26 protein-coding genes and 4 tRNA genes are annotated in these 22,943 nt (G+C 71.8%); 15 read left to right on the top strand and 15 right to left on the bottom strand.

Annotation, left to right across the window (positions count from 1 at the left end; all coding sequences use genetic code 11):
• Nucleotides 1-23 precede the first annotated feature (23 nt).
• Complete coding sequence (locus ACAX67_RS13900) at nucleotides 24-1,394, bottom strand: lamin tail domain-containing protein (RefSeq protein ID WP_370704442.1); 1,371 nt, start codon at nucleotides 1,392-1,394, stop codon at nucleotides 24-26.
• 118 nt (nucleotides 1,395-1,512) lie between these two features.
• On the opposite strand from ACAX67_RS13900, the gene ACAX67_RS13895 reads away from it, so the two are divergent.
• Nucleotides 1,513-3,129, top strand: coding sequence for a glutamate synthase-related protein (locus ACAX67_RS13895; RefSeq protein WP_370704441.1), 1,617 nt, complete (start codon nucleotides 1,513-1,515; stop codon nucleotides 3,127-3,129).
• Between the two features lie 11 nt (nucleotides 3,130-3,140).
• On the opposite strand, the gene ACAX67_RS13890 is transcribed toward ACAX67_RS13895, so the two are convergent.
• The 6 genes from ACAX67_RS13890 to ACAX67_RS13865 form a co-directional block, all read right to left on the bottom strand.
• Nucleotides 3,141-4,037, bottom strand: coding sequence for an NAD(P)H-hydrate dehydratase (locus ACAX67_RS13890; RefSeq protein WP_370704440.1), 897 nt, complete (start codon nucleotides 4,035-4,037; stop codon nucleotides 3,141-3,143).
• Nucleotides 4,021-4,773: a histidine phosphatase family protein gene (locus ACAX67_RS13885; protein ID WP_370704439.1), complete on the bottom strand. Its 753-nt coding sequence runs from the start codon at nucleotides 4,771-4,773 to the stop codon at nucleotides 4,021-4,023. The genes ACAX67_RS13890 and ACAX67_RS13885 overlap by 17 nt, the downstream gene beginning before the upstream one ends.
• Nucleotides 4,774-4,801: 28 nt before the next feature.
• Nucleotides 4,802-5,260, bottom strand: a complete 459-nt coding sequence (locus ACAX67_RS13880) for an MSMEG_6728 family protein (protein ID WP_370704438.1) — start codon at nucleotides 5,258-5,260, stop codon at nucleotides 4,802-4,804.
• A gap of 31 nt (nucleotides 5,261-5,291) precedes the next feature.
• Nucleotides 5,292-6,470, bottom strand: a complete 1,179-nt coding sequence (locus ACAX67_RS13875) for a SpoIIE family protein phosphatase (protein WP_370704437.1) — start codon at nucleotides 6,468-6,470, stop codon at nucleotides 5,292-5,294.
• A complete protein-coding gene (locus ACAX67_RS13870; protein ID WP_370704436.1) occupies nucleotides 6,467-7,285 on the bottom strand; it encodes an alpha/beta fold hydrolase in 819 nt (272 codons plus the stop codon). The genes ACAX67_RS13875 and ACAX67_RS13870 overlap by 4 nt, the downstream gene beginning before the upstream one ends.
• A 56-nt stretch (nucleotides 7,286-7,341) precedes the next feature.
• Nucleotides 7,342-7,415: transfer RNA gene (locus tag ACAX67_RS13865), tRNA-Phe, on the bottom strand.
• A gap of 71 nt (nucleotides 7,416-7,486) precedes the next feature.
• Between ACAX67_RS13865 and ACAX67_RS13860 the strand changes: the two genes are divergently transcribed.
• From ACAX67_RS13860 to ACAX67_RS13845, 4 genes are all read left to right on the top strand, one after another.
• The gene (locus ACAX67_RS13860; RefSeq protein ID WP_370704435.1) at nucleotides 7,487-8,746 is read left to right on the top strand and encodes an MlaD family protein; all 1,260 of its coding nucleotides are present in this window, start codon (nucleotides 7,487-7,489) and stop codon (nucleotides 8,744-8,746) included.
• Nucleotides 8,747-8,809: 63 nt separating this feature from the next.
• Nucleotides 8,810-8,882: transfer RNA gene (locus ACAX67_RS13855), tRNA-Glu, on the top strand.
• 94 nt (nucleotides 8,883-8,976) lie between these two features.
• A tRNA-Asp gene (locus tag ACAX67_RS13850) sits at nucleotides 8,977-9,050 on the top strand.
• Nucleotides 9,051-9,125: 75 nt separating this feature from the next.
• Nucleotides 9,126-9,482, top strand: a complete 357-nt coding sequence (locus ACAX67_RS13845) for a metallopeptidase family protein (protein ID WP_370704434.1) — start codon at nucleotides 9,126-9,128, stop codon at nucleotides 9,480-9,482.
• On the opposite strand, the gene ACAX67_RS13840 is transcribed toward ACAX67_RS13845, so the two are convergent.
• From ACAX67_RS13840 to ACAX67_RS13830, 3 genes are read right to left on the bottom strand one after another with little or no spacing between them, the layout of a single operon-like run.
• The gene (locus ACAX67_RS13840; RefSeq protein ID WP_370704433.1) at nucleotides 9,473-9,802 is read right to left on the bottom strand and encodes a fluoride efflux transporter FluC; all 330 of its coding nucleotides are present in this window, start codon (nucleotides 9,800-9,802) and stop codon (nucleotides 9,473-9,475) included. The two genes, ACAX67_RS13845 and ACAX67_RS13840, sit on opposite strands and share 10 nt — an antisense overlap.
• Nucleotides 9,799-10,194 (bottom strand): fluoride efflux transporter FluC, encoded by a 396-nt coding sequence (locus tag ACAX67_RS13835; RefSeq protein ID WP_370704432.1) that lies wholly within the window; start codon nucleotides 10,192-10,194, stop codon nucleotides 9,799-9,801. Before ACAX67_RS13835 ends, ACAX67_RS13840 begins: the two co-directional genes overlap by 4 nt.
• Nucleotides 10,191-11,099, bottom strand: a complete 909-nt coding sequence (locus ACAX67_RS13830; RefSeq protein WP_370704431.1) for an ATP-binding protein — start codon at nucleotides 11,097-11,099, stop codon at nucleotides 10,191-10,193. Before ACAX67_RS13830 ends, ACAX67_RS13835 begins: the two co-directional genes overlap by 4 nt.
• A gap of 318 nt (nucleotides 11,100-11,417) precedes the next feature.
• Between ACAX67_RS13830 and ACAX67_RS13825 the strand changes: the two genes are divergently transcribed.
• Nucleotides 11,418-12,923 carry an NAD(P)/FAD-dependent oxidoreductase gene (locus tag ACAX67_RS13825; RefSeq protein WP_370704430.1) on the top strand — a complete coding sequence of 502 codons (1,506 nt, stop codon included), beginning with the start codon at nucleotides 11,418-11,420 and terminating at the stop codon, nucleotides 12,921-12,923.
• A gap of 10 nt (nucleotides 12,924-12,933) precedes the next feature.
• On the opposite strand, the gene ACAX67_RS13820 is transcribed toward ACAX67_RS13825, so the two are convergent.
• Nucleotides 12,934-13,608, bottom strand: a complete 675-nt coding sequence (locus tag ACAX67_RS13820) for a PaaI family thioesterase (protein ID WP_370704429.1) — start codon at nucleotides 13,606-13,608, stop codon at nucleotides 12,934-12,936.
• A gap of 23 nt (nucleotides 13,609-13,631) precedes the next feature.
• Between ACAX67_RS13820 and ACAX67_RS13815 the strand changes: the two genes are divergently transcribed.
• Complete coding sequence (locus ACAX67_RS13815; RefSeq protein ID WP_370704428.1) at nucleotides 13,632-14,180, top strand: GNAT family N-acetyltransferase; 549 nt, start codon at nucleotides 13,632-13,634, stop codon at nucleotides 14,178-14,180.
• Here ACAX67_RS13815 and ACAX67_RS13810 read toward each other — a convergent pair.
• Nucleotides 14,164-15,015, bottom strand: coding sequence for a hypothetical protein (locus ACAX67_RS13810; RefSeq protein WP_370704427.1), 852 nt, complete (start codon nucleotides 15,013-15,015; stop codon nucleotides 14,164-14,166). The genes ACAX67_RS13815 and ACAX67_RS13810 overlap by 17 nt on opposite strands.
• Before the next feature lie 112 nt (nucleotides 15,016-15,127).
• On the opposite strand from ACAX67_RS13810, the gene ACAX67_RS13805 reads away from it, so the two are divergent.
• Nucleotides 15,128-15,523, top strand: a complete 396-nt coding sequence (locus tag ACAX67_RS13805; RefSeq protein ID WP_370704426.1) for a Fur family transcriptional regulator — start codon at nucleotides 15,128-15,130, stop codon at nucleotides 15,521-15,523.
• Nucleotides 15,524-15,532: 9 nt separating this feature from the next.
• Here the strand turns inward: ACAX67_RS13805 and ACAX67_RS13800 are convergent, their stop codons facing one another.
• The 3 genes from ACAX67_RS13800 to ACAX67_RS13790 form a co-directional block, all read right to left on the bottom strand.
• Nucleotides 15,533-16,288, bottom strand: coding sequence for an endo alpha-1,4 polygalactosaminidase (locus tag ACAX67_RS13800; RefSeq protein ID WP_370704425.1), 756 nt, complete (start codon nucleotides 16,286-16,288; stop codon nucleotides 15,533-15,535).
• A 10-nt stretch (nucleotides 16,289-16,298) separates the two neighbouring features.
• A tRNA-Lys gene (locus ACAX67_RS13795) sits at nucleotides 16,299-16,371 on the bottom strand.
• Nucleotides 16,372-16,420: 49 nt separating this feature from the next.
• Nucleotides 16,421-17,311: an alkaline phosphatase family protein gene (locus ACAX67_RS13790; RefSeq protein ID WP_370704424.1), complete on the bottom strand. Its 891-nt coding sequence runs from the start codon at nucleotides 17,309-17,311 to the stop codon at nucleotides 16,421-16,423.
• 196 nt (nucleotides 17,312-17,507) lie between these two features.
• Between ACAX67_RS13790 and ACAX67_RS13785 the strand changes: the two genes are divergently transcribed.
• The 7 genes from ACAX67_RS13785 to ACAX67_RS13755 all read left to right on the top strand — a co-directional run bounded on the left by ACAX67_RS13785 (nucleotide 17,508) and on the right by ACAX67_RS13755 (nucleotide 22,938).
• Nucleotides 17,508-17,711, top strand: a complete 204-nt coding sequence (locus ACAX67_RS13785; protein ID WP_370704423.1) for a cold-shock protein — start codon at nucleotides 17,508-17,510, stop codon at nucleotides 17,709-17,711.
• Nucleotides 17,712-17,873: 162 nt separating this feature from the next.
• Entirely contained in the window at nucleotides 17,874-18,047 is a 174-nt protein-coding gene (locus ACAX67_RS13780; protein WP_370704422.1) for a hypothetical protein, read from the top strand.
• Nucleotides 18,048-18,125: 78 nt separating this feature from the next.
• The gene (locus ACAX67_RS13775; RefSeq protein WP_370704421.1) at nucleotides 18,126-18,422 is read left to right on the top strand and encodes a metal-sensitive transcriptional regulator; all 297 of its coding nucleotides are present in this window, start codon (nucleotides 18,126-18,128) and stop codon (nucleotides 18,420-18,422) included.
• 36 nt (nucleotides 18,423-18,458) lie between these two features.
• The gene (locus ACAX67_RS13770; RefSeq protein ID WP_370704420.1) at nucleotides 18,459-18,665 is read left to right on the top strand and encodes a heavy-metal-associated domain-containing protein; all 207 of its coding nucleotides are present in this window, start codon (nucleotides 18,459-18,461) and stop codon (nucleotides 18,663-18,665) included.
• Nucleotides 18,666-18,675: 10 nt separating this feature from the next.
• Nucleotides 18,676-19,536 carry a DUF8832 domain-containing protein gene (locus ACAX67_RS13765; protein WP_370704419.1) on the top strand — a complete coding sequence of 287 codons (861 nt, stop codon included), beginning with the start codon at nucleotides 18,676-18,678 and terminating at the stop codon, nucleotides 19,534-19,536.
• A complete protein-coding gene (locus tag ACAX67_RS13760) occupies nucleotides 19,526-21,757 on the top strand; it encodes a heavy metal translocating P-type ATPase (protein ID WP_370704418.1) in 2,232 nt (743 codons plus the stop codon). Before ACAX67_RS13765 ends, ACAX67_RS13760 begins: the two co-directional genes overlap by 11 nt.
• A gap of 287 nt (nucleotides 21,758-22,044) precedes the next feature.
• On the top strand, nucleotides 22,045-22,938 hold the full coding sequence (locus ACAX67_RS13755) for a hypothetical protein (protein ID WP_370704417.1): 894 nt from the start codon (nucleotides 22,045-22,047) through the stop codon (nucleotides 22,936-22,938).
• Nucleotides 22,939-22,943: the final 5 nt, after the last annotated feature.

Genomic DNA, 22,943 nt, shown 5'->3' with positions numbered 1-22,943 from the left:
CACGGTACCCCTCACCGGAGGTCCTACGGCACCAGGATGTTGTGCCCGGTGCCGCCGTCCAAGGTGTCGTCGCCGGCCCCGCCGTTGAGCCGGTCGTCGCCCGCGCCGCCCTTCAGCGAGTCGACGTCGGCCCCGCCGAGCAGGAAGTCCTTGCCGTCCTCCCCGCTGACGTCGTCGGCGCCGTCGCCGCCACGGATGGTGTCGTTGTCGTCTCCGCCGCTGAGGGTGTCGCCACCGGGGCCACCGACGATGATCTCGGCCCCGGATCCGCCGCCGATCAGGTCCACGCCGCCGTTGCCGCGCAACGTGTCGCTGCCGCTGTCGCCGTTGATCTGGTCGTCGTCCGCGCCGCCGTTGATGGTGTCCGCGCCGGGTCCGCCGTTGAGGGTGTCGGCGCCGGGGCCGCCGAACACGGTGTCGCCCTCGGTGCCGGTCAGGCCGGAGTAGACGACGTCGTCGCCGGCGCCGCCGTGGAGGAGGTCGATGCCGCTGGTGCCGTCGAGGCCGTCAGCCCCGAGGCCGCCGTACACCTTGTCGTTGCCGTCGCCGCCCGTGACGGTGTCGTCGCCGTCGAGCGCGCAGATCGTGTCGTTGCCACCGTTGCCGTGGATGACCTCGGCGCCGTCGGTGCCGACGATGACGTCGTCGCCGTCGGTGCCCTCGATCGTGCTGCCCGTGCCGACGATCGTGGCGGTCTTGCCGTCGCACTTGTGCGCCCCGCAGACCGGGTCGGTGCCCGTCGAGCTGGTCGGGGTCCGGACCACCCCGTCGCCGAAGTCGGCGCCGTTGTCGTCGGTGTCGGTGCACGCGACGCGCGTGCCGCCCTCCAGCGTGGACGGCGCGACCGGGTTGACCTCGTAGCCCGGCGCGCTCGCGGCCGGACCGCTGAAGCCCACCGCGTCGACGACGTTGGCGGCGCCCACCAGGTCGCCGGTCCGGGAGACGGACGCCGTGGTGCTGGCGAGGATCCAGGTGGCGGACTTGCCGTCGAATCCGATCCGGGCGGCCGCGGTGTAGTCCGGCGTGAACTGGGCCTTGCCCGCCTCGAACGTGTCGGTGACGAGGAACGTCCTGCCCGCGGGGACGGTGCCGATCAGGGCGACCGGGTTGTCGTCGATCTGCAGGTTCGCGCCCCCGAACGTGCCGGAGTGCTGGACGCTCCAGCCGTTGAGGTCGATGTCGGAGGCGGTCGGGTTGAAGAGCTCGATGAACCCCTCGTTGGCCACGCCGGTGAACCCGACCTCGCTGATGATGAGGCCGGTGCCGCTCGGATCGGCGTGGGCGCCCGGCGGCGCGAGGACGGTCGGCGCGACGAGGCCGCCTGCCGCGGTGAGGACGAGGGCGGCCCAGCGAGCGACCCGGACACGTGAGGATGAGACGGACGGACGGTGCACGACGGCCCCCATGGCTCGCTGTCGACGGATGGTCCCCCCGTCCTCGGCACGCTAGACCTCCTGCAGCCCCACGTCCGCGAAATGCCGTATGCCGTCGCGCGTTGGGTACCGCGTCCTGATGAGGAAGTCCCTGCTGCTCGCCCCGCTCGCCGCCCTCGGCGCGGTCGCCGCCCGCGACCTGCTCCAGAAGGACCACGCGATCCTGCGCAACTTCCCCGTGGTGGGCCACGCGCGCTACCTGCTCGAGTCCGTCGGGCCGGAGCTGCGCCAGTACATCGTCGCGAGCAACGACGAGGAACGGCCCTTCAGCCGCGACCAGCGCCGCTGGGTCTACGCCTCGGCCAAGCTGCAGAACAACTACTTCGGCTTCGGCACCGACAACGACTTCGAGAAGTCGCTGGGCAACGTGATCGTGCACCACCGGACCTTCGGCGACGAGTACCCGACGCACGGGGCCGTCGGCCAGGAGGCGCTGCTGCCGTCGGCGAAGGTGCTCGGCGGTCCGCGCGGGCGCCGGCACGCCTTCCGTCCCGGGTCGGTCGTGAACATCTCCGGCATGAGCTTCGGCGCGCTGTCGGGGCCCGCGGTCGAGGCGATCAACCGTGGTGCCGCCGAGGCGGGCTGCCTCCACAACACGGGCGAGGGCGCCGTGTCGCCGTACCACCGCAACGGCGGCGAGCTGATCTTCCAGATCGGTACGGCGTACTTCGGCTGCCGTGACGACGACGGACGATTCAGCCTCGCGAAGCTGAAGGAGCTCGTGGAGAGCGCACCGGTCCGCGCCCTCGAGATCAAGCTGAGCCAGGGCGCCAAGCCCGGCCTCGGCGGTGTGCTCCCCGCGCCGAAGGTCACCCAGGAGATCGCCGACACCCGGGGCATCCCGGTCGGCAAGGACTGCCTCAGCCCCTCCCGGCACTCCGAGTTCGACGACGCCGACATGATGCTCGACTTCGTCGAGATGCTCGCCGAGGAGACCGGGCTCCCGGTCGGGATCAAGTCCGCGGTGGGCGACCTCGGGTTCTGGCAGCGGTTGGGCGACATGATGGCGAAGGGAGACCGCGGCGTCGACTTCGTCAACATCGACGGCGGCGAGGGCGGGACCGGTGCGTCGCCGATGATCTTCACCGACGCGGTCTCGCTCCCGTTCCGGTTGGGCTTCTCCCGTGTGTACGCCGAGTTCGCGAGCCGTGGCCTCCAGGACCAGGTCACCTTCATCGGCGCCGGCAAGCTCGGCCTGCCCGACAACGCCGTCGTGGCGTTCGCGCTCGGGGCCGACATGGTCAACGTCGGGCGCGAGGCCATGCTCGCGGTCGGGTGCATCCAGGCGCAGCGCTGTCACACCGGCGGCTGCCCGACCGGGGTCGCGACCCAGAACCCCTGGCTGACGCGGGGCGTCGACCCGGTCGGCAAGGGGGAGCGGGTGGCGAACTACGTGCGCACGCTGCGCCGCGACCTGCTCAAGGTCGCGGAGACCTGCGGGGTGCCGCACCCGGCCCTGATCGGACCGCGCTCCGTGGAGATCGCCGACACCCTCGCCGAGGGCCGGCTCCTCGACCACATCTACGGCTACGAGCCCGACTGGGGCTATCCCTCGGCCACGGATCGCGACGAGATCGTGCGGATCATGGCGACCATCGAGGAGGAGGAGGCGCGGACCGAGGGCCCCCCGGAGACCGCCGAGTACGGCGAGGCCAGCGAGGAGATGGGCGGCGACGTGCCGTCGTCCGGCGACTGACCGCGGCGCGGTCAGGCCAGCTCGGCCAGCACCCGCGGCACCTGTCCCGGCAGCTCCCGCGCGAGGTATCCCAGCGGACCGACCCCCGCCGCGAGCCGCTCGCCGCAGCGGGCGTGCACGTAGCCGGCCCACGCGGCCGCCTGCGCGGGCTCGGCGCCGCGCGCGAGGAGTCCGGCGAGGATGCCGGCCTGGACGTCACCCGACCCCGAGGCCGCCAACCCCGGGCCGCCGCCCTCGACCACCCAGGCATCGCCGTCGGGGGTCACCAGGTGCTTCACGGTGCCGCCGCAGAGCACGACGACGCGGCTGCGCTGCGCCACGCGTGCGGCGACCGCGAGCGGGTCGTGCAGGACCTCTTCGGTAGAGGTGTGCGCGGTCCGCGCGAGCTCGGCGGGGTTGACCGTCAGCACCGCCCGGCCCTCGAGGTGCCGCAGGCCGTCGGGGCAGGCGGTCAGGTACGCCGACCCGAGCGCGTCGAGCACGAGCGTGCCCTCGGTGCGTGGCAGCACCCGCTCCAGGAGCGCGACGGCGTGCTCGCCGTCGACGAGGCCGGGACCGGCGAGGACGACGTCCACGTCGTGCACCTCGTCCGCGATCGCGCCCGACTGGTCCGTGTCGATGCAACCGGCCCCGTCGGTGGCGAGCGGCACCAGTCCCGCCTCCGGCACCAGCGGCGCCAGGCCGGCCAGCACGCGTTCGACCGTCGCCAGCGTCACCTTGCCCGCGCCGGCGCGCAGCGCGGCCTCGCCGGCCAGGCGTACCGCGCCCGGCGACCGCGTCGAGCCGCCGAGCACCAGCAGCCGTCCGCTCGACTCCTTGTCGCTGCCGGGCTCCGGCAACGGCCAGTCGCGGAGCAGGGCAGGAGTGACCACCCGCGGCCGCGCGCGGAGGTCAGGCGACGTCGTCATCGCGGTCCCCCTTCGGGCTCTCGTGGGTGACGTCGACGTCGTGGTGGTCGAGGGCGTCGGTCTCCGCGAAGCCGTCGAGCTCGAAGAGCCCACCGGACCGCCGGAACGTCGTCACCGAGCAGTTGGGGATCCGCACGGTCCGGTCGAGGTCGAGGAGCTCCGCCTCGTCGATCCCCTCGAGCGCGAAACGGAAGGACATGATCACCGCCTGGTGCGTGAACAGCCAGACCCGCTCGCCGTCGTACCCGCACCGGAGGTCGTGCAGGAACGACCGCACGCGGAGGGCGACGTCGGCCCAGCTCTCGCCGCTCGGCGGCTGGTAGTAGAACTTCCCGAGCTTCTTGCGGCGGGCCGCCTCCTCCGGGTGCCGCGCTCGGATGCCGGCGCCGGTCAGGCCGTCGAGCTGGCCGAGGTCGCGTTCGCGGAGCCGTTCGTCGAAGCCGACGGTGAGGTCGAGGCCTTCGAGCGCGAGGGCGGCGGTGTCGGCCGCGCGGCGGTACGGCGACGTCACCACCACCGTCGGTCCGGAGCCGTCGTCGAGCCCGTCGACCCAGCGGCGCAGCGCGCGTGCCTGGTCGCGTCCGGTGTCCGAGAGCTCGACGTCGGCGTCGCGTGCGTCGAGGTCGAGCACCTCGGCCCCGGCGTCCTGGGCCGCCACGTCGGCGAGGTTTCCGACGCTCTCGCCGTGACGGACCAGCACCAGCTCGGCCGGTCCGCCGTCCCACTTCGGTCGCATGGCGTCGAAGTACCCCGACGCGAACGGATCAGAAGTCCGGCTTCGGCCAGACGTAGGGCAGGTCGTCGGGCACGCCGGGGAAGAGCGGGGCGTAGTGGTCGGGGTCCTTGCGGAGGAGGGACGACCGGTGACTGAGGTGGAAGTCCTCCTGGCCCAGCCACGGCGGCAGCGCGCCCGCGGCGGCAAGCTGCTCCTGCGAGCGCACCGAGTCGATGCCCGCGGCCCGGAGGTCGGTCGCGATCGTGAGCGCGCAGGTGTCGCCGAACCCCAGCTCGGTCCAGACGGCGCAGCAGGTGAGCCCGTAGCGGCCGAGCGCCTCCTCGTAGCCCTTCCACATCCGGACGGCCGGGTGGTGCCGCCAGCCGTACCCCTCCCAGGTGAGCCCGCGCACGACCTGGATCGTCTCGACCCGCTGCTTGCCGAGCCTCTTGGTGTCGAGGGCGCGCGCCGATCGGTCGAAGTCCGGATAGGGCAGGAAGGTCTGCACCCTCCCAGGGTGCAAGGCGGGACAAGGCGCGTCAGGGCAGGGGCACGCGCAGCGCGACGACGGCGAGGTCGTCGGTGGCCGCCCCGCTGCAGAAGGACTCGACGTCGCCGACCAGGCCGTCGACCGCAGCGCGCGGGTCCGGCCCGTGGGCGGCGAGCGCGGCGGCCAAGCGGGCATCGTCGAAGAACTCCGAGCCACGCCGGGCGTCGGTGACGCCGTCGGTGTAGAGGACGAGCCCCTCGCCAGGAGCCAGCACGACCTCGACCTCGGGGAACCGCGCATCGTCGATCACGCCCACCAGGGGCCCGATGTCCTCGATGTCGACGACGCTGCCGCTGCCGTCGAGCCGGAGCGGTGGCGGATGTCCGGCGACGCTGATCACGCACCGCCATGCCGCGTCCTCGGGCCGGAGCCGGACCAGCACGGCGGTGCAGAAGCGTTCGGAGTCGTGGCCGCGCAGCAGCTCGTTGAGGTTGGCGATGGCGTCGGCCGTGCCGGGCGACTCGGTGGCTGCGGCGCGCAACGTCCAGCGGGCCAGGGCGGTCACCGTCGCGGCCTGGGCGTCCTTGCCGCAGACGTCGCCCAGGAGCACCCCCCACTCGTCCGGGCCGATCCGGAAGACGTCGAAGAAGTCACCGCCGACGAGGAGGTCGTCGTCCGCCGGCCGGTAGGCCGTCGCGAGGTCGAGACCCGGGATGCGGGGCTCGGTCGGCGGCATCAGGGTCCGCTGCAGCGTCCGCGCCAGGTCGCGGGCGCGGGCCTCCGAGGCCTCCGCGCGCGTCTTCTCCGCCACCAGCTCGAGCTCGTAGCGACGCCGCTCGCGGGCATCGAACACCGCGGTCCTGATCTGCCGCGGCCGGCCCTCCTCGTCACGCACCAGGGTCGCGTTGACCAGCACGGGCAGGCGGGTGCCGTCGGGCCGACGCAGCTCGAGGGCGAGCTCGCGGACCTTGTCGTGCAGGCGCAGCAGAGGCGCGTAGTGCGTCTCGTGGTAGATCCGGCCGCCCGCCGTCAGCAGGTCGACGAACGACCGGCGGTTCACCAGGTCGTCGCGAGCGATGCCGAGCCACCGGCAGAAGGTGGCGTTCACCTTGACGATCACCCCGTCGGGCGTCGTCGACAGGAACCCGCACGGCGCCTGGTCGTAGAGCTGGACGGGGTCGTCCTCGAGCAGGGCTGCGAGGAACGCGTCGTCGGCGCCGTCGGTCACGGGTGCCGCCTGCCTCCGTCGACGAACTCCGCGATGGCCTCGATCGTCTCCGCCGGCGCGCTCAGGTTGGGGCAGTGCCCGGTCGCGTCCAGCACCACGAGCTCGCCCTCCGGCAGCCGGTCGCGGACGTACTCCCCGACGACCACCGGGGCGATGACGTCGTTGCGGGACTGGAGGACCAGCGTGGGGACGCTCACCCGCGGCAGGTCTCGACGGTTGTCGGAGAGGAACGTCGCTCGTGCCCATTGCTGAGCGATGGCCGGGTCCATCCTGCAGAAGCTCTCGGTGAGCTCCTCGCCGAGCTCGGGCCGGTCGGCGTTGCCCATGATCGCCGGGGCCATGGCGGCCGACCAGCCGAGGTAGTTGCTCGACAGCGCGCCGAGCAGCTCGTCGATGTCGTCCTCGGTGAAACCGCCGACGTAGGCCGCGGCCTCGTCGTCGATGTAGCGCGGCGACGGCCCGACCATCACGAGCCGGTCGAAGCGCTCAGGCGCCTCGGCCACCGCGAGCGCGCCGATCATGGACGAGACGGAGTGCCCGACCAGGACCACGTCGTGGAGGTCCAGCTCGCGGACCAGTCCCAGGAGGTCTGCGGCGTAGCCGTCCAGCGAGGCGTAGCGCTCGGGGTCCCAGGTCCCGGAGTCGGTGCCCCCGCAGCCCACGTAGTCGAAGAGCACCACCCGGTAGCGGTCCGCGAACGACGGAGCCACGTGACGCCACATCTGCTGGTCGCACCCGAAGCCGTGCGCGAACACCATCGGCTGCGCGTCAGCGGGGCCCGTGACGACCACGTTGAGCTTCGTGAGGAAGTCCACCTCGCGAACGTAGCCGACCCCGGCCAGCATTGCTGACCGGGGCCGGTCTCGCTCGGTGGGCAGGGGCGGGGTCGAACCGCCGACCTATCACTTTTCAGGCGATCGCTCGTACCAACTGAGCTACCTGCCCGAGCAGTGGCACACCTTACCCGAGGAGGTGCCGACCGGCGAAAGCGAGGCGGGGCATGACACCCTTTACCCGTGATCACCCGGCGAACCAAGGTCCAGCTGCTGGTGTTCGCGGTGATCACCCTCCTCGGGGTGTCGTTCGTGGGCGCGCGCTACGCGCAGCTCGACCGCCTGATCTTCGACCAGAGCTACACGGTGGTCGCGCACTACCCCGAGTCGGGCGGCATCTTCGCCGGCGGCGAGGTCACCTACCGCGGCGTGGGCATCGGCAAGGTGTCCAAGCTCGTCCTGACCCGCGACGGCGTCGACGTCTACCTCGACATCGACGAGAAGTGGGACGAGATCCCGTCCGACACCCGTGCCCTGGTCGGGAACCGGTCGGCGGTGGGGGAGCAGTACGTCGAGCTGCAGCCCAACACCGACGACGGGCCCTACCTGACGGACGGTTCGGAGATCTCCGACGTCGCCACGCCGATCCAGACCGAGAAGCTGCTCGGCGACATCGCCACCACCGTCGGCAGCGTCGACCAGGACGCCCTGCGCACCACGGTCCACGAGCTCGGCGTCGCCTTCGACGGCACGGGCGAGGACCTGCAGAAGATCATCGACACCGGCAACGACTTCATCGAGGCGGCCGACGAGAACTTCGACGTCACGACCGCGCTGATCCGCGACTCCAACACGGTGCTCAAGACCCAGGTGGGCTCGGAGAGCTCGCTGCGCACCTTCGCCAGCCAGCTGCGCGTCTTCACCGGCGCGGTGGCGGGCGCCGACAAGGACCTGCGCAAGGTCATCGACTCCGGCTCCTTCACGGCCAACCAGCTGCGCACCTTCCTGGAGCAGAACGAGGCCGAGCTCTCCGACCTCCTCAACAACGTGGTCACCACCGGGCGGGTGGTGGTGAAGAACCTCGCCGGCGTGCGGATGCTCTTCCTCTTCTACCCGGCGATGCTCGAGGGCGCGTTCACGGTGACGGCCAAGAGCCCCCAGACCGGCCTCTACGACGCCCACATCGGCCTGGTCATCACCACCCAGAGCCCCTGCTACAAGGGTTACGAGGGCACGAAGCGCCGCAGCCCGAGCGATCTCAAGGACGTCCCCCTCAACCTCGACGCGCACTGCGCCGAGCCGCCGACCAAGAGCAACGCCCGCGGCGCACAGAACCTCCCGCGGGTGGCGCCCGACCTCGGGACCTTCAACCTCGACACGGGCCGGTTCGAGGGCGGCCTCCCGACCCCAGGTGTCCCGACGGGTCGCAACGTCGCCCCTCCGTCGCTCGGAGCGGACTCCTGGAAGTGGCTCTACCTCGAGCCGCTCATGGATGCTGGTTAGGCCGTCGCCGTACCTCCACGTCTATGCTGTCCGGGCTGCGCCGAGGCACGTACGGCGCAGCGGGCCCCCTTCGTCTAGCGGCCCAGGACCCCGCCCTTTCACGGCGGTAGCGCCGGTTCGAATCCGGTAGGGGGTGCGGAGGAGCCGGGAGGCCCCTCGATTGGGAGGGCTCGGGCACCATGAGTTAGAGTTCCCACCGCTTCGCAGGTGCTCGCACCTGGGTCGCACGAGGCCCCGTAGCGCAGTTGGTTAGCGCGCCGCCCTGTCACGGCGGAGGCCGCGGGTTCGAGTCCCGTCGGGGTCGCAGAGAGAAGCCCGGACCGTCAGGTCCGGGCTTTCTCGTCGTCCGGGGCCGCCGGCCTCCGGGCACAATGGCGGGATGCCGGTCGAGATGAGTCCCGAGCGCTTCGACGCGCTCGTCGAGGAGGCACTCGACGCGATCCCCGACGAGATCGCCTCGCTGGTGACCAACGTGGTCGTGCTCGTCGAGGAGGAGCCGCCGGAGGACGAGCCCGGCGACCTGCTCGGGCTCTACGACGGCGTGGCGCTGACGGAGCGCGACAGCACCTGGCTGCCCGACCTGCCCGACCGCATCTTCCTGTTCCGGGGCCCGTTGCTCGACATGTGCGACGACGAGGACGACCTGGTCGACGAGATCCGGATCACCGTGGTCCACGAGGTCGCCCACCACTTCGGCATCGACGACGACCGCCTGCACGACCTCGGCTACGCCTGAGCGAGGACGTAGCCCAGCGTCGCGGCTGCGAGCCCGAGTGCGATGGTGACGGCGACGTACGCAAGTCCCAGGCGCGGCCCCTGGTCGCGGGCCTGCACGGCGAAGGAGGAGTACGTCGACATGCCGCCGCAGAAGCCCGTGGCGACGAGCGCGTACGTCGCCTCGCCCACCGACCAGCCGACGACCAGCCCGAGGACGAGCGACGCGAGCGTGTTGGCGAGCAGCGTGCCGTGGTGGAGGCGCCTGTCGAGCAGCTTGCCGAGGGTGAACCGCACCGGCGCCCCGACGGCGGCGCCCACGGCGACCAGCAGGACCGTCACAGCTCGTCCTCCTCGGGCAGGGGCGGCGCGACCCGACCGACGACGGTGACGGCCACGAGACAGGCGGTCAGGGTCCCGAGGAGGTACAGCGCGGCGAGCAGCACGTCACCCGCGTCGAGCATCGACCGCAGCTGCTCGCTGTAGGTCGAGAAGGTGGTGAAGCCGCCGAGGACCCCAGGGCCCAGAGCAGCGGCCCACAAGGCCGACCGGCGGGCCAGGGGCAGCAGCTCGAGGCCGGCGAGCAGGGTGCAGCCGACGACGTTGATGGCGAAGGTGGTCCACGGGAAGCCGCCGCCGTCCGCAGCGAGCTCGCCGAGGAGGTAGCGCGCGACCGCGCCGACCGCACCTCCCGCCGCGACCGCCAGGAGCAGTCGCGGGCTCAGGTGGGTCACGACAGGATCGTAGGGGCGGTCTGCTCGTTGCCCGACCAGGGCTGCGGGGCGGCGCCCGCGGCCTGGCGCCGGAACTCGCTGAGGAACCAGATCTGGAACGCTCGTTGCTCGGGGGAGCGCGAGGCGGTCAGCAACCGCTCGGCGCGGCTGAAGTCGTCGGCGGCGTCGAGCAGGTCAATCAGCTCCCCGATCTGGCGCGCGATGTGCGGCGGCATCCGCAACCGCAGGTCGGTCGTCTCCGAGCCCGCCTCGAGGGCCTCGTCGACCTGCTCGCGGCCCATCCCCGAGCGCAGCGGCATCTCCAGGGCGTTGAAGTGGTCGGAGAGCACCTTGGCCAGGGGGTAGTCGTCCTCGTGGGCGAGGGCGAGCAGGCGGATCTCGCGCCGGAGGTCGCGGTAGTGGCGCTGGAAGCGCGAGAAGGCGTGCACCGGCACGCCCTTGATCTGGATGGCGACCTCGCCGAGCCGGGTGCGCGGCTCCCCGGTGTCGGGTGGGGCCATCAGCTGGAAGTCGGCGCCGGTGTCGGCGAAGTCGCTGGCCGGCTCGAACCAGACCGTCTTGCCGTCGTCCTCGATCACCGCGCCCCAAGCGCGCGAGGCCCGGGCGACCATGTCGAGGCCCCGTCCGAACCCGGACAGCTCGGAGATGTCGATGTCGCCCGTCTTCCCGGAGTCGAAGGCGTCGAGGTCGAAGGCGTCGAGGTCGATCCCGCCCGCGACCGAGCCCGGTTGGGGAGGTACGACGGAGCCGTCGCTGACCTCGATGCGGGGGTGGCCGGCGGTGCCGCGGAGCTCGAGGCGGATCGGCGGGAGGGCGTGGAGGACCGCGTTGGTCACGAGCTCGGAGACCCCCAGCTCGGCGCACTCGGCGAGGTCCTGACGGCCGATCTGGACGCACGTCTGCAAGGCCCATCGGCGTGCCTCCTGCACGCTTCGGGGACCTGCGGTCAGGGTCAAGACCTGCCGGTCCGGCAAAGTGCGCCCCTTTCCGCATCGCCTGGCGTCCGATCGCTGGGCCGCTGCACCAATCCTGCAGTCACTACCCTCCGCCTGAGCGCGTCAAACATGCGACTTGCGAGGTTTTCTGACCCCTCCAACGGGCGGCTGTGACGGAGGTGACGTCGGCGGCCGTTTGGGCCCCGGTATCGGTAGGCGAGAAGATGGTTACCGGCCCGACGACGGCGTCCCCCGCCGTCCGACTCGAGCAGGTCCCAGGAGGCTCTCATGACCGCTGAGGCATCGAATCCCGAACGCGCCCTCGTGCCCCGTTCCGACCGGCACCAGGTGGTGGTCATCGGCTCCGGCTTCGGTGGTCTGTTCGGCACCAAGGCGCTCCGCAACGCCGACGTCGACGTCACCATGATCGCCAAGACCAGCCACCACCTCTTCCAGCCGCTGCTCTACCAGGTCGCGACCGGCATCCTCTCGGAGGGCGAGATCGCGCCCCCGACCCGCGAGGTCCTCGCGAAGCAGAAGAACGCCCAGGTGCTCCTCGGCGAGGTCACCGACATCGACCTGGAGGCCAGGACCGTCACCTCGCACGTCCTCGGACGCGAGCTGACGACGCCGTACGACTCGCTCATCGTCGCCGCCGGCGCCGGCCAGTCCTACTTCGGCAACGACCAGTTCGCCGAGTTCGCCCCCGGCATGAAGAGCATCGACGACGCCCTCGAGCTGCGCGGTCGGATCTTCGGCGCCTTCGAGATGGCCGAGCTCGGCGCGGCCCGCGGCGAGAACGTCGACCACCTGCTGACCTTCGTCGTCGTCGGCGCCGGACCCACCGGCGTGGAGATGGCCGGCCAGATCGCCGAGCTCGCGCACCGCACGCTCACCCGCGACTTCCGGGCGATCAGCAGCCGCCGCGCTCGCGTGATCCTCGTCGACGCCGCTCCCCAGGTGCTGCCGCCGTTCGGCGCGCGTCTCGGCACCTGGACGAAGAAGAAGCTCGAGGACCTCGGCGTCGAGGTCATGCTCGGCGCGCTGGTGTCCGAGGTCGACGAGCGCGGGCTGGTCGTGAAGTACAAGGACGGCACCGAGGAGAAGATCGCCTCGGTCACCAAGGTGTGGGCCGCTGGCGTGCAGGCCAACGCCCTCGGCAAGACCCTGTCCGAGCAGACCGGTGCCCCGCTCGACCGCGCGGGCCGCATCGCGGTGAACCCCGACCTCACGCTCCCGGGCTACCCCGAGGTCTTCGTGGTCGGCGACATGATCGCCCTCGACAACCTCCCGGGTGTCGCGCAGGTCGCGATCCAGGGCGCCAAGTACGCCGCCAAGGAGATCGACGGGCGGCTCAAGGGCAAGGCGCCGCAGAAGCCGTTCCACTACTTCGACAAGGGCTCGATGGCGATCATCAGCCGGTTCCGGGCGGTCGCGGTGGTCGGCAAGCTGCGGCTGACGGGCTTCGTGGCCTGGCTGATGTGGCTCGGCGTCCACCTCGTCTACATCACCGGCTTCAAGAACCGCGTGACCGCGGTCCTGCACTGGCTGATCTCGTTCCTCGGTCGCGGTCGGTCCGAGCGCACCTCGACCGAGCAGCAGATCTTCGCCCGGGTGGCGCTCCAGCGGCTCACCGGCGGCACGTCCGACCTGGTCTCCCAGCCGGGCGAGTACGACGCCGAGGCCGAGCGCCGTCGCCGCGAGGAGCTCGAGGAGCAGGCTCTCGAGGAGGTCCGGCTCACCGACGAGCAGGCGCGCGGCGTGAAGGCCAGTCCGGTCGGCTCCGGCGTCTGACCGAGCGGGCTCAGCCCGCCTCGGTCGCCTCCGCCGCCGCGCGGAGGGCGTCGAGGTCGCGCGCCCAGCGGGGCAGGATGAAGATCCCCTCGGCCTCGGCGGTGACCTCCCCGGCCGCGTCGAGGATGCGGCCCTTGCCCCATGTCTTGATGCCGTCGCGGCGGTCGACCCACGCCTCGCAGCGCAGGTCCTCCCCGAGCGGCGTGCCCTTGCGGTAGACGATCGAGAGGGTGCCGGTCATGCCCGGCCGCCCGCTGGTGCTCACGGCGTGGCCGAGGACCTGGTCGAGCAGCAGCGAGACCACGCCGCCGTGGACCAGCCCCGGCGGGCCCTCGTACGGCGCGCCCAGCCGGAAGTCGCTCCATGCCTTGCCCTGCCGGTCGCTGTGGATGTGGAGCGGGGGCGCGACCGGGTTGCGCAGGCCCATCACCGTGTTGCCCCAGTTGCGGCCCCGCGTGCCGTCGCGGCGGAAGCGGACGCCGTACGACCCGTCGATCTGCTTCTTCCTGAGCCGCTCGACGATCGCCTCCACCTCGACCTGCGCGGCCCGGATCTCGTCGGGGTCGACCTCGGTGCGGATGGTGACGTCGACGAGCGCGCGGACGGCGTCGGTGAACGGCGTGTAGAGCGCCGCCTCGGCCGCGATCTCCTCGTCGGTCGCCGTTTCTTCCTGGAACCCGGTCACCCCGTGAGGGTAGAACAGGTTCCATGACTGCTCTCGTGCTGCCCGACCCCCGGTGGTTCCCCAGCTGGGCCGCCACCGTGGCCGACTTCGGCGAGGAGTTCATGCACGGCTCGGGCGCATGGGTCCTCGACCACCCCGTCCTGCCCACCGAGGCCGCGTGCGAGGAGCTGGTCGCGGCCCTGGCGGTGAGCGCACTGGGCGATCCCGAGGACGACAAGGTGCCGTCGACCTACTACTGGATCACCGACGGCAGCGGCTCCGGCGAGGAGGTCATCGGCTTCCTCAACCTGCGCCACGAGCTCAACGACTGGCTGCTGGAGGAGGGCGGTCACATCGGCTACTCCGTGCGACCGGCCCGGCGACGCCAGGGCCATGCGACGCGCGCCCTCGCGCTGGGAGTACGACGGGCGGGCGAGCTCGGCATCGACCGGGTCCTCGTCACCTGCGACAGCGACAACCTGGCGTCGGCACGCACGATCGAGGCCGGCGGCGGCGTCTTCGAGGACGTCCGCAACGGCAAGCGCCGCTACTGGATCGTGGTCCCGGCCGCTGCGCTCAGGCCGACGACCTAGCGGTGGGCTCCCGCAGGTCGGGGCGGAGCCGCTGGAGGACGGCCATGAAGACGACGGGGTCGACCATGGTCTTGTCGAGCACGAGCAGCGGCTGGTCGTGGCGCTCGACGAGCACCTTCCAGCCGCGGCGGCCGGGCTTCCCCTCGACCAGCACGGGCGTGTAGGGGCTCGCGAGGTCGACCATCTCGAACTTGCCGTCGCGGATGATCTCGAGCTGGCCACGGATCACGGCCATCTCGGTGATCGACGTGCTGGCGCGCACGGCCCACACCACCATGAGCAGCAGTGCGCAGAGCACCACGATGCCGTAGCTCACCGTAGTGCGCTCCTGGCTCGCCGAGTAGCCGGCGAGCGCCGTGGCCGCGGCGACGACGAGCACGATCGCGCTCATCGTGTGGCGCGGCCAGGTGCGGGGCTTGAAGACAGCGTTGGTGGAGCGGCTCGCGACCAGCTCCTCCTCCTGCTCCGGCGTCGAGGCGTACGGCGACCGGTGGCCCGGCGTCGTGCCGGTCCGTGGCGGCGGGTTGGTGTGCACGGCCGGCACCGGCTCCGGCCCGGCCTCCTCGACGACCGGCTCGACCTTCTTGTACGGCGCCGGCCACTGGCGGGCGACGGGAGGCTTCGGAGCGACCAGGGCCTGGAGCACGTCCTGCCCGGCGTCGCGCGCGTTCGGCACGGTGAGGCGGCTCGGGTCCACGGTGCCGGGCGGGTCCTCGCGGTGCTTGCCGCCGCCGGCAGGGTCGCCGAGCTCGCCGGCATAGGTCGCTCGCTTCGCCAGCCAGCGCCTGATGGAGTCGGTGTCCGCTCCGAAATCGATCTCGTCAAGCTCCCCCACGACGAGGCCTCCCTTCCTCTGGCCACGAATGTACGCCGGTTGCGGACGCCGCGGGGAGGGTTCGGCCCACCGGGCCGGTAGATTGAGAGCCAGTCTCATGTGAGGAGGGACCGTGCCCGAGCAGTCGACCACGCTGCGGCCGACCCGCCAGCGCCGCGCGATCTCCGAGGTGCTGCAGGAGGCCACGGACTTCCAGAGCGCGCAGGACATCCACGACGCCCTGCGCCACGCGGGCGACAAGGTCGGCCTGGCGACGGTCTACCGCACGCTGCAGGCGATGGCCGACGTCGGCGAGGTCGACGTGCTGCAGGGCGCCGGCGGCGAGGCGGTCTACCGGCGCTGCAGCACCCACCACCACCACCACCTCGTCTGCCGCTCGTGCGGGCGCACGGTCGAGGTGACCGGTCCGGCGGTGGAGACGTGGGCGGAGTCGGTCGCCCGCGAGCACGACTTCGCCGAGGTCAGCCACAGCCTGGAGCTCGTCGGGACCTGCGCCGACTGCCGCTGACCCGCCGGCTCAGCAGTAGCGGTGGCGCCCGTCCGGGGTGAGGTCGAGGTCGCGGAGCACGACCGGCCACTGCTCGCCGTACGCAGCGCACGTGCGGTCGAAGTCCCGCCGGCGGTACTCGATCGCGAGCACCTGGTCGCCGTACGAGCGGTGGTAGCGCCGGCACTCGTGCCACCGCCCGCACTCCTCCGACACGGCGAAGTCGTAGCCGACCGTCGTTCCGTCCCACGAGGCGAGGTTCTTCTGCCCGGCCGTGAGCCCGGCGTCGTGCGCCCGGCGGACCAGCAGGCGCGCGAACGCCGTCGCCTGGTCACGGCTGAGCAGGTGGCGGCTGCGGGTGAAGGAGTCGAGGTTGTCGTACTCGACCGCGTCGAACCCGTCGCGCGCACACCTCTCCGTCCACCGCCCGACGATGCGCGCGAGGGCGCGGCGCCTCGCGGGGGTGCGGAGGTCGAGCAGCCACTCGCCCCACTGCGAGTCGACGACCGCGCGGCCGTGGTCCTTCAGCACCAGCCGCCAGTGCCCCCGCCAGAACCGCTTCTCGTCGGGCTGGGTCTGGAAGCCGTTGACGTAGCAGACGTTGAACCGCCCGGGCATCGGCGCGGCCCGCCGGTCGCGCACGACGATGCCGACCGTGTCGGGGATGTCGTCGCTCGCACCGCCCAGCTGGTAGTCGACGTCGTCGCCGGAGGGCAGCGGATCGGCGTACGCCGGCGTCGCCCACCCGAGGAGCACGACGGCCAGGACTGTCGCGAGGAGGCGCATCCGGCGAGGGTAGGCCCCGTGGGACTCGAACCCACAACCTAAGGATTAAAAGTCCTCAGCTCTGCCAATTGAGCTAGGGGCCCCCGGCCGCGCGGGCGCAGCCGACGAGCAGTATCGCAGGACGGGCCCGGCTCAGCCGACCTGGACGCCGAAGGCGGCCGTCATGTCGGGCGCCCGCCGCGCGTGCCTCAGGTGGTGCACGCCGAGGACGTCCTCGATGAACCGGGTCAGGGAGTAGTGCGTCAGGTGCTCGGTGACCACGCGCTGGTCCTGGTAGCGCGAGCCGACGAGGGTCAGCACCTTGTTGCCGGACAGCCGGTCGTCCTCGTCGGCGGTCACCACGATCGCGAGGTGCCCCGAGGTCCAATCGGGGCCGGCGGTCAGCTGACCGATGCGCCGGGAGATCCAGGCGTCGGCATCGGCGAGCGAGGCGTCGTGCGCGTCGTGCACGAGGTCGGGGATCAGGAAGCCGACGTTCGGCAGATGACCCCGGCGGGCGTCGCGACGCAGTGCGGTGACCGGCACGTCGTGGCGGAGGCAGGCCCGGCGGTCGTCGACGAAGTAGGTCCACGGGTTGTGGCGCACGGCGTAGTCGCCGGAGCTCTGGAGGGCGCAGCGCGAGGGCATCGCGTCGGCGTACGTCTTCGCCGTCCTGCCGTTGGCTCGCGCCTGGCTGAACACCGTCGCTCCGCGGAGGTGGTGTGCGGACGGGTCGTGGTCGTCGGTGACGCTGAGGGTGCTGCCCGCGACCATCGCGATGTAGTTGGGCAGCGAGGGGTGACGGATCGCGCGGTAGTCGGTCGCGTAGGCGTACTGCGACGCGAAGGCGAAGGTCCGTGGCATCTGCCGCTGCATCTGCCGCAGCGAGTGGTTCTCGACGACGATCACCATCACCTTGGTGACGGTGTGGTCCGTCGTACGGTCCGCGGCCGGAGGCCGAGCTCCGGCCGGTGGCGCGGCCGGTGCGGCCCCCATCGCGAGCAGGAGTACGACGGCGACAGCTCCCCGGATCACGGCCCTCATGCCTGGAGTCTAGGGAGCGCGCGGGCGGGCGCGGGTGCGTTCACCGGCCTGTCACAGCGCTGTGGCGGAACCTTCATGCTGATCGCCGAGATCCTATGCGCTGGGCCCACCGGGCGCTGAAATCGCTTGGTAGTGTCCCTGGCGGGTGGGTCGTCGAAGGGACGGTCCTCCCTCGAGAAGAGGAGTAACGAGCACCATGGCTCAGGGCACCGTGAAGTGGTTCAGCGCCGAGAAGGGTTTCGGCTTCATCGAGCAGGAGGGCGGCGGCGACGACGTCTTCGTGCACTACTCGGCGATCAATTCCTCCGGCTACAAGTCCCTGGAGGACAACCAGAAGGTCGAGTTCGACGTCACCCAGGGCCCGAAGGGTCCGCAGGCGGAGAACGTTCGACCCCTATGACCCTCAGGGGTCGGGCCGGGGCGTGACCTCGGCATCTCGGGAGACACCAGTCTTCAGGCGAGGCCCTGCCGGGCGACCGGCGGGGCCTCGTAATTTTTGCGTGGTTTCAGGTTTCGGCTCGCCGCCGGTGGGCAAGATATATCGGAACAGCAGACTCGGGAGGTGGAGAGAATCGTGGCGGACCCGTTCGACGTTGCTCTCGAGGACTCCGACCTGCTCAGAGAGGTCGAGCTGACGACCAACCTGATCATCGCCGCGACCGCTTCCGACGGTCCGCTGCCGGCCGAGGAGATCGACCGCATCCTCGGCGTGCCGTCCGAGGACGACGTGGCCTGAGCCGCCGTAGCCGCCCGGGTGACGGGGCGGCTCTTTCCTGCTGCTTGACTAAATACCATAGGGGGGTATGGTGTCCCTGTGGAACACGAGCACCAGCACGGCTACATCGGCCGCAAGGACGACCACCTCAAGCGGCTGCGCCGCATCGAGGGGCAGGCGCGAGGCCTGCAGCGCATGGTCGAAGAGGAGAAGTACTGCATCGACATCCTGACCCAGGTGTCGGCGATGACCAGTGCCCTCCACTCCTTCTCGATCCAGCTCCTCGAGGAGCACATGAACCACTGCGTGGTCGATGCGGCGCGCGCCGGCGACGCCGAGGCCAAGGAGAAGGTCACCGAGGCGGTGGCGGCCATCAGCCGCCTGGTCCGCTCCTGACCGTCCCGTTCACATCCATCGGAGAAGGAGGCAAGGATGAGCGAGCAGAGCACCTGGCAGGTGACCGGCATGACCTGCGGCCACTGCGCCGCGTCGGTGTCGGAGGAGATCGGCGAGATCGACGGCGTCGAGGACGTCGACGTCAGCGTCGAGACCGGCACGGTCGTCGTCACGAGCGCCGGACCCCTCGAGCGTGCCGCGGTGGACGCCGCGGTCGCCGAGGCCGGCTACACCTTGGTCTGACGGAGCGGGCATGGCGGTCTGGCAGCGGGTCCTGACGTACGGCGGCGTGCTCGTCGTGGTGTTCGGCGCGGCCCTCGGCGTCGGCCGGCTCGTCGGTCCCGTCGACACGGCCTCGGCGGGCCACGGCCACGACGCCGACACGCACGACGCGACGACAGCGGGGGAGTACCGCCTGGCCCTCGCGCACGACGTCGTCGACGGCGGCCGCGCGCACCTGGCGTTCCGCATCCTCGACGCGTCGGGGACGCCGGTCACCTCCTACGAGCTCCAGCACGAGAAGGAGCTGCACCTGATCGCCGTACGACGCGACCTCGCCGAGTTCCGCCACGTCCACCCGACCCTCGACCGTGCGAGCGGCGTGTGGTCGGTGCCCGTCGGGCTCGATGCCGGCACCTGGCGGCTCTACGCCGACTTCGTCCCTACCGGGGGCGAGCAGGCGGTGGCGGAGTCGGACCTGAGCGTGGCCGGCGACTTCGCCCCGCGCGGCATCGGTCCCGACCAGGTCGTGTCGCACGTCGACGGTTACGTGGTGCGCCTCGAGCGCGACGGCGCCATGCTCACCCTCCACGTCAGCCGTGGCGGCCACGACGTCACCGACCTCGAGCCCTACCTCGGCGCCTACGGCCACCTGGTGGCGATCCGCGCCGACGACCTGGCCTACCTGCACGTGCACCCCGAGGACGCGGGTCCCGGACCGGAGATCCCGTTCCACGCCGAGCTCGACCAGGCCGGGCGCTACCGGCTGTTCCTGGACTTCCAGCACGGCGGACGGGTCCACACGGCCGACTTCACGATCACGGTCGACGGCCCCGAGGGCGGCGACCAGGACGACACCGAGATGGAGATGGAGAGGGGCGGGCATGACCACTGAGCTCGACCTCGACATCACCGGCATGACCTGCGCGTCGTGCGCGAACCGCATCGAGCGCAAGCTCAACAAGCTCGACGGCGTCGTCGCGACCGTCAACTACGCCACCGAGCGCGCCACGGTCAGGGCCCCGGCTTCCGTCGACGAGGACACGCTCCTCTCGACGGTCGCGGCGGCGGGCTACGGCGCGACCGTGCGACGCCCCCAGGTCGCCCCTCCGCAGGAGGGCGAATCCCAGGCGGACACCGAGCTCACCGCGCTCCGCCAACGGTTGGTGACCGCGGCCCTGCTGACGGTGCCGGTGATCGCGATGGCGATGGTGCCGGCGTTGCAGTACGACTACTGGCAGTGGGCGTCCCTCACCCTCGCGGCGCCCGTGGCGACCTGGGGTGCGTGGCCCTTCCACCGGGCGGCGTGGACCAACCTCCGGCACGGTGCGACGACCATGGACACCCTGGTCTCCGTCGGGGTGCTCGCGGCGTTCGGGTGGTCGTTGGTGGCGCTCTTCTGGGGCGACGCCGGCATGACGGGGATGACCCATCCGTTCGACCTGGTGCCCGACCGCGGCGCCGGCCCGTCGTCGGGGCTGGGGGACATCTACCTCGAGACCGCGTCGGGCGTGACCACGTTCCTCCTGGCCGGGCGCTACTTCGAGAAGCGCTCGAAGCGGCGCGCGGGCGACGCCCTGCGTGCGCTCGCGGACCTCGGTGCGCGCGAGGTCGCGGTGCTGCGCGACGGTCCCGACGGTCCGGAGACCCGGGTCCCGGTCGAGGCCCTGCAGCCCGGGGACCTGTTCGTCGTACGCCCTGGGGAGAAGGTAGCCACGGACGGGGAGGTCGTCACCGGCCGGTCCGCGGTCGACGCCTCGATGCTGACCGGCGAGTCCGTGCCGGTCGAGGTCGGTCCTGGCGACGAGGTGGTCGGTGCCACCGTCAACGCTTCCGGGCGGCTCGTGGTGCGGGCGACCCGCGTCGGCTCCGACACCCACCTCGCCCAGCTCGCCCGCCTGGTCGAGGACGCCCAGGCCGGCAAGGCGAGGGCCCAGCGTCTGGCCGACCGGATCTCCGGGGTGTTCGTGCCGGTGGTGATCGCGCTGGCCGTCGGCACGCTCGGCTTCTGGATCGGCGCCGGAGCGGGGTGGGACATCGCGCTCACGGCCGCGGTCGCCGTCCTCATCATCGCCTGCCCGTGCGCGCTCGGCCTGGCCACGCCGACCGCCCTGATGGTCGGCACCGGCCGCGGCGCACAGCTGGGCATCCTGATCCGCGGGCCCGAGGTGCTCGAGGCCACGCGGGTGGTCGACACCGTCGTGCTCGACAAGACCGGCACGGTCACGACCGGGGAGATGCGGCTGACCGAGGTGGTCGCGGACGGCGCCTCCGAGGAGGACGTACGGCGGATCGCCGCCACGCTCGAGAGCGGCTCGGAGCACCCGATCGCCCGCGCCGTCACGACGGCCACCGTCTCCGGCTCGCTGGCCGACTTCGTCAACGAACCGGGGCTCGGCGTGAGCGGCACGGTCGACGGCCTCGCGGCGGTGATCGGTCGCCCGTCGCTGCTGACCGCCCGCGGCCTGGCGGTGTCCGACGTCCTCGCCGACGCCGTGGCCGCTGCCGAGGCGGCCGGTGCCACCCCCGTCGCGGTGGGCTGGGACGGCCGGGCGCGCGGGGTGCTCGTGGTGGCGGACACGGTGAAGGACTCCTCCGCCGATGCCGTCGCCCGCCTGCGCGGCCTAGGGCTGCGGCCCGTGCTGCTGACCGGCGACAACGAGCGCGCGGCCCGCGCCGTGGCCGCCGAGGTCGGCATCGACGAGGTGCGCGCCGGCGTACTCCCTGCCGACAAGGTCGCGTTCGTCCGCGCGCTGCAGGACGAGGGCCGGGTCGTCGCGATGGTCGGCGACGGGGTCAACGACGCCGCTGCGCTCGCGCAGGCCGACCTCGGCATCGCGATGGGCACCGGCACCGACGTCGCCCGCGAGGCGAGCGACCTGACGATCGTCTCGGGTGACCTGCGGGTCGCCGCCGACGCCGTACGACTCTCGCGGCGGACCCTCGCCACCATCCGCGGCAACCTGTTCTGGGCCTTCGCCTACAACGTCGCCGCGCTGCCGCTCGCCGCCGCCGCCCTCCTCAACCCGATGCTCGCCGGCGCCGCCATGGCCGCCTCCAGCGTCTTCGTGGTGACCAACAGCCTCCGCCTGCGCCGCTTCCGCCCGGAGCGCTGAATCCCCCAACGGGGGATAGTCCCCCACGTTCGGCACCTGAATTCGGCATTTCGAGGTGCCGAACGTGGGGGACTACCTCGCGTGACGGCCTGCCGTCTGTGGACAACTCCGCCGGTGGTCGCGCCGAGCAGCCTCGTGGGGTGACGCTCGCTCGCGTGGATCCGGACATCGGAACGACGCGGAGGGGCCTGGTGCGGCCGGTCCGTCGCGATCCGTTGGGCGTCGACGGTCCCACCCGCGGCGAGGCACGGGGGCCGCGCTGGCGACGCACGAGCCGAGGCTTCTACGTGCCGGCGCACGTGGATGGTGGCGACGTCGAGCAGCGGATCCTCGAGGCCTCGGCGGTCGTGCCGCCGCAGGGCGCGGTCACCGGATGGGCCGCCCTGCGTTGGCTGGGCGCGCGATGGCTGTCAGGACGGGATCGGTCGGGCGCACGACAGCCGGTGCCGATCCTCATCAGCACGCACAACATTCGGCCGCAGCACGGGATCCTCCCCTGTGGGGAAGGTTGCTCGCCCGAGGTGATCGAGGTCGTCGATGGTGTCAGGGTGACGAACGCCTTGTGGTCGGCATCGTTCGCCATGCGCTACGCCGACACTCTCGGGGACGCGGTCATCGCGTTGTCGATGGCCGCCTACGCCGACCTGGTGTCGGTCGCCGAGGCAACGGCGATGATCGGTGCCCAGTCGTCGTGGACCGGGGTGCCCCAAGCGCGGAAAGCACTGCCGTGCGTCGGCGAGAACGCCTGGTCGCCGATGGAGGCCGACAGCAAGCTGCTGTGCGAGATCGCCGGCTACGGTCCGCTGCTCCAGAACCGACCGGTCTTCGACCTCGCAGGGCGTCATGTCGGCACCCCGGACCTGATCGACCCTGCCGCCGGCGTCGTCATCGAGTACAACGGCTCGGACCACCTCGAGCCGGGTCAATACCTCGTCGACGTCCGTCGCGACGCTCGCTTCCGCGACCACTACCTCGAGGCTGTCGTGCGTTCGGCGGGGGACCGCCGCGATCACTTCCTCACCAGGGTGGAGGCCGCGTACCGGCGGGCCGGCCGCCGTCGTACGCCTCGGACCTGGACCATCGAGCCACCTCCCGGGTGGATCTCGACCGACACCGTCGCCGCGCGACGCGCGCTGAGCCCCGAGGACCGCGCCCGACTCCTCGGCTACAGGCACCGGTGACCCGC

The organism is Nocardioides candidus (assembly GCF_041321175.1).
GTDB lineage: Bacteria > Actinomycetota > Actinomycetes > Propionibacteriales > Nocardioidaceae > Nocardioides.
The sequence above is the reverse complement of the archived record's forward strand: the minus strand, read 5'-3'. Positions and strand labels throughout refer to the sequence as shown.

Excerpts from the sequence above, each read along its gene's own strand:
- ACAX67_RS13885 (WP_370704439.1), bottom strand. The coding sequence starts at position 4,773 with ATGCGACCGAAGTGGGACGGCGGACCGGCCGAGCTGGTGCTGGTCCGT.
- ACAX67_RS13800 (WP_370704425.1), bottom strand. The coding sequence starts at position 16,288 with ATGCGCCTCCTCGCGACAGTCCTGGCCGTCGTGCTCCTCGGGTGGGCG.
- ACAX67_RS13890 (WP_370704440.1), bottom strand. The coding sequence starts at position 4,037 with ATGACGACGTCGCCTGACCTCCGCGCGCGGCCGCGGGTGGTCACTCCT.
- ACAX67_RS13765 (WP_370704419.1), top strand. The coding sequence starts at position 18,676 with ATGGCGGTCTGGCAGCGGGTCCTGACGTACGGCGGCGTGCTCGTCGTG.
- ACAX67_RS13760 (WP_370704418.1), top strand. The coding sequence starts at position 19,526 with ATGACCACTGAGCTCGACCTCGACATCACCGGCATGACCTGCGCGTCG.
- ACAX67_RS13815 (WP_370704428.1), top strand. The coding sequence starts at position 13,632 with ATGACTGCTCTCGTGCTGCCCGACCCCCGGTGGTTCCCCAGCTGGGCC.
- ACAX67_RS13785 (WP_370704423.1), top strand. The coding sequence starts at position 17,508 with ATGGCTCAGGGCACCGTGAAGTGGTTCAGCGCCGAGAAGGGTTTCGGC.
- ACAX67_RS13790 (WP_370704424.1), bottom strand. The coding sequence starts at position 17,311 with ATGAGGGCCGTGATCCGGGGAGCTGTCGCCGTCGTACTCCTGCTCGCG.
- ACAX67_RS13845 (WP_370704434.1), top strand. The coding sequence starts at position 9,126 with ATGCCGGTCGAGATGAGTCCCGAGCGCTTCGACGCGCTCGTCGAGGAG.
- ACAX67_RS13770 (WP_370704420.1), top strand. The coding sequence starts at position 18,459 with ATGAGCGAGCAGAGCACCTGGCAGGTGACCGGCATGACCTGCGGCCAC.
- ACAX67_RS13895 (WP_370704441.1), top strand. The coding sequence starts at position 1,513 with ATGAGGAAGTCCCTGCTGCTCGCCCCGCTCGCCGCCCTCGGCGCGGTC.
- ACAX67_RS13825 (WP_370704430.1), top strand. The coding sequence starts at position 11,418 with ATGACCGCTGAGGCATCGAATCCCGAACGCGCCCTCGTGCCCCGTTCC.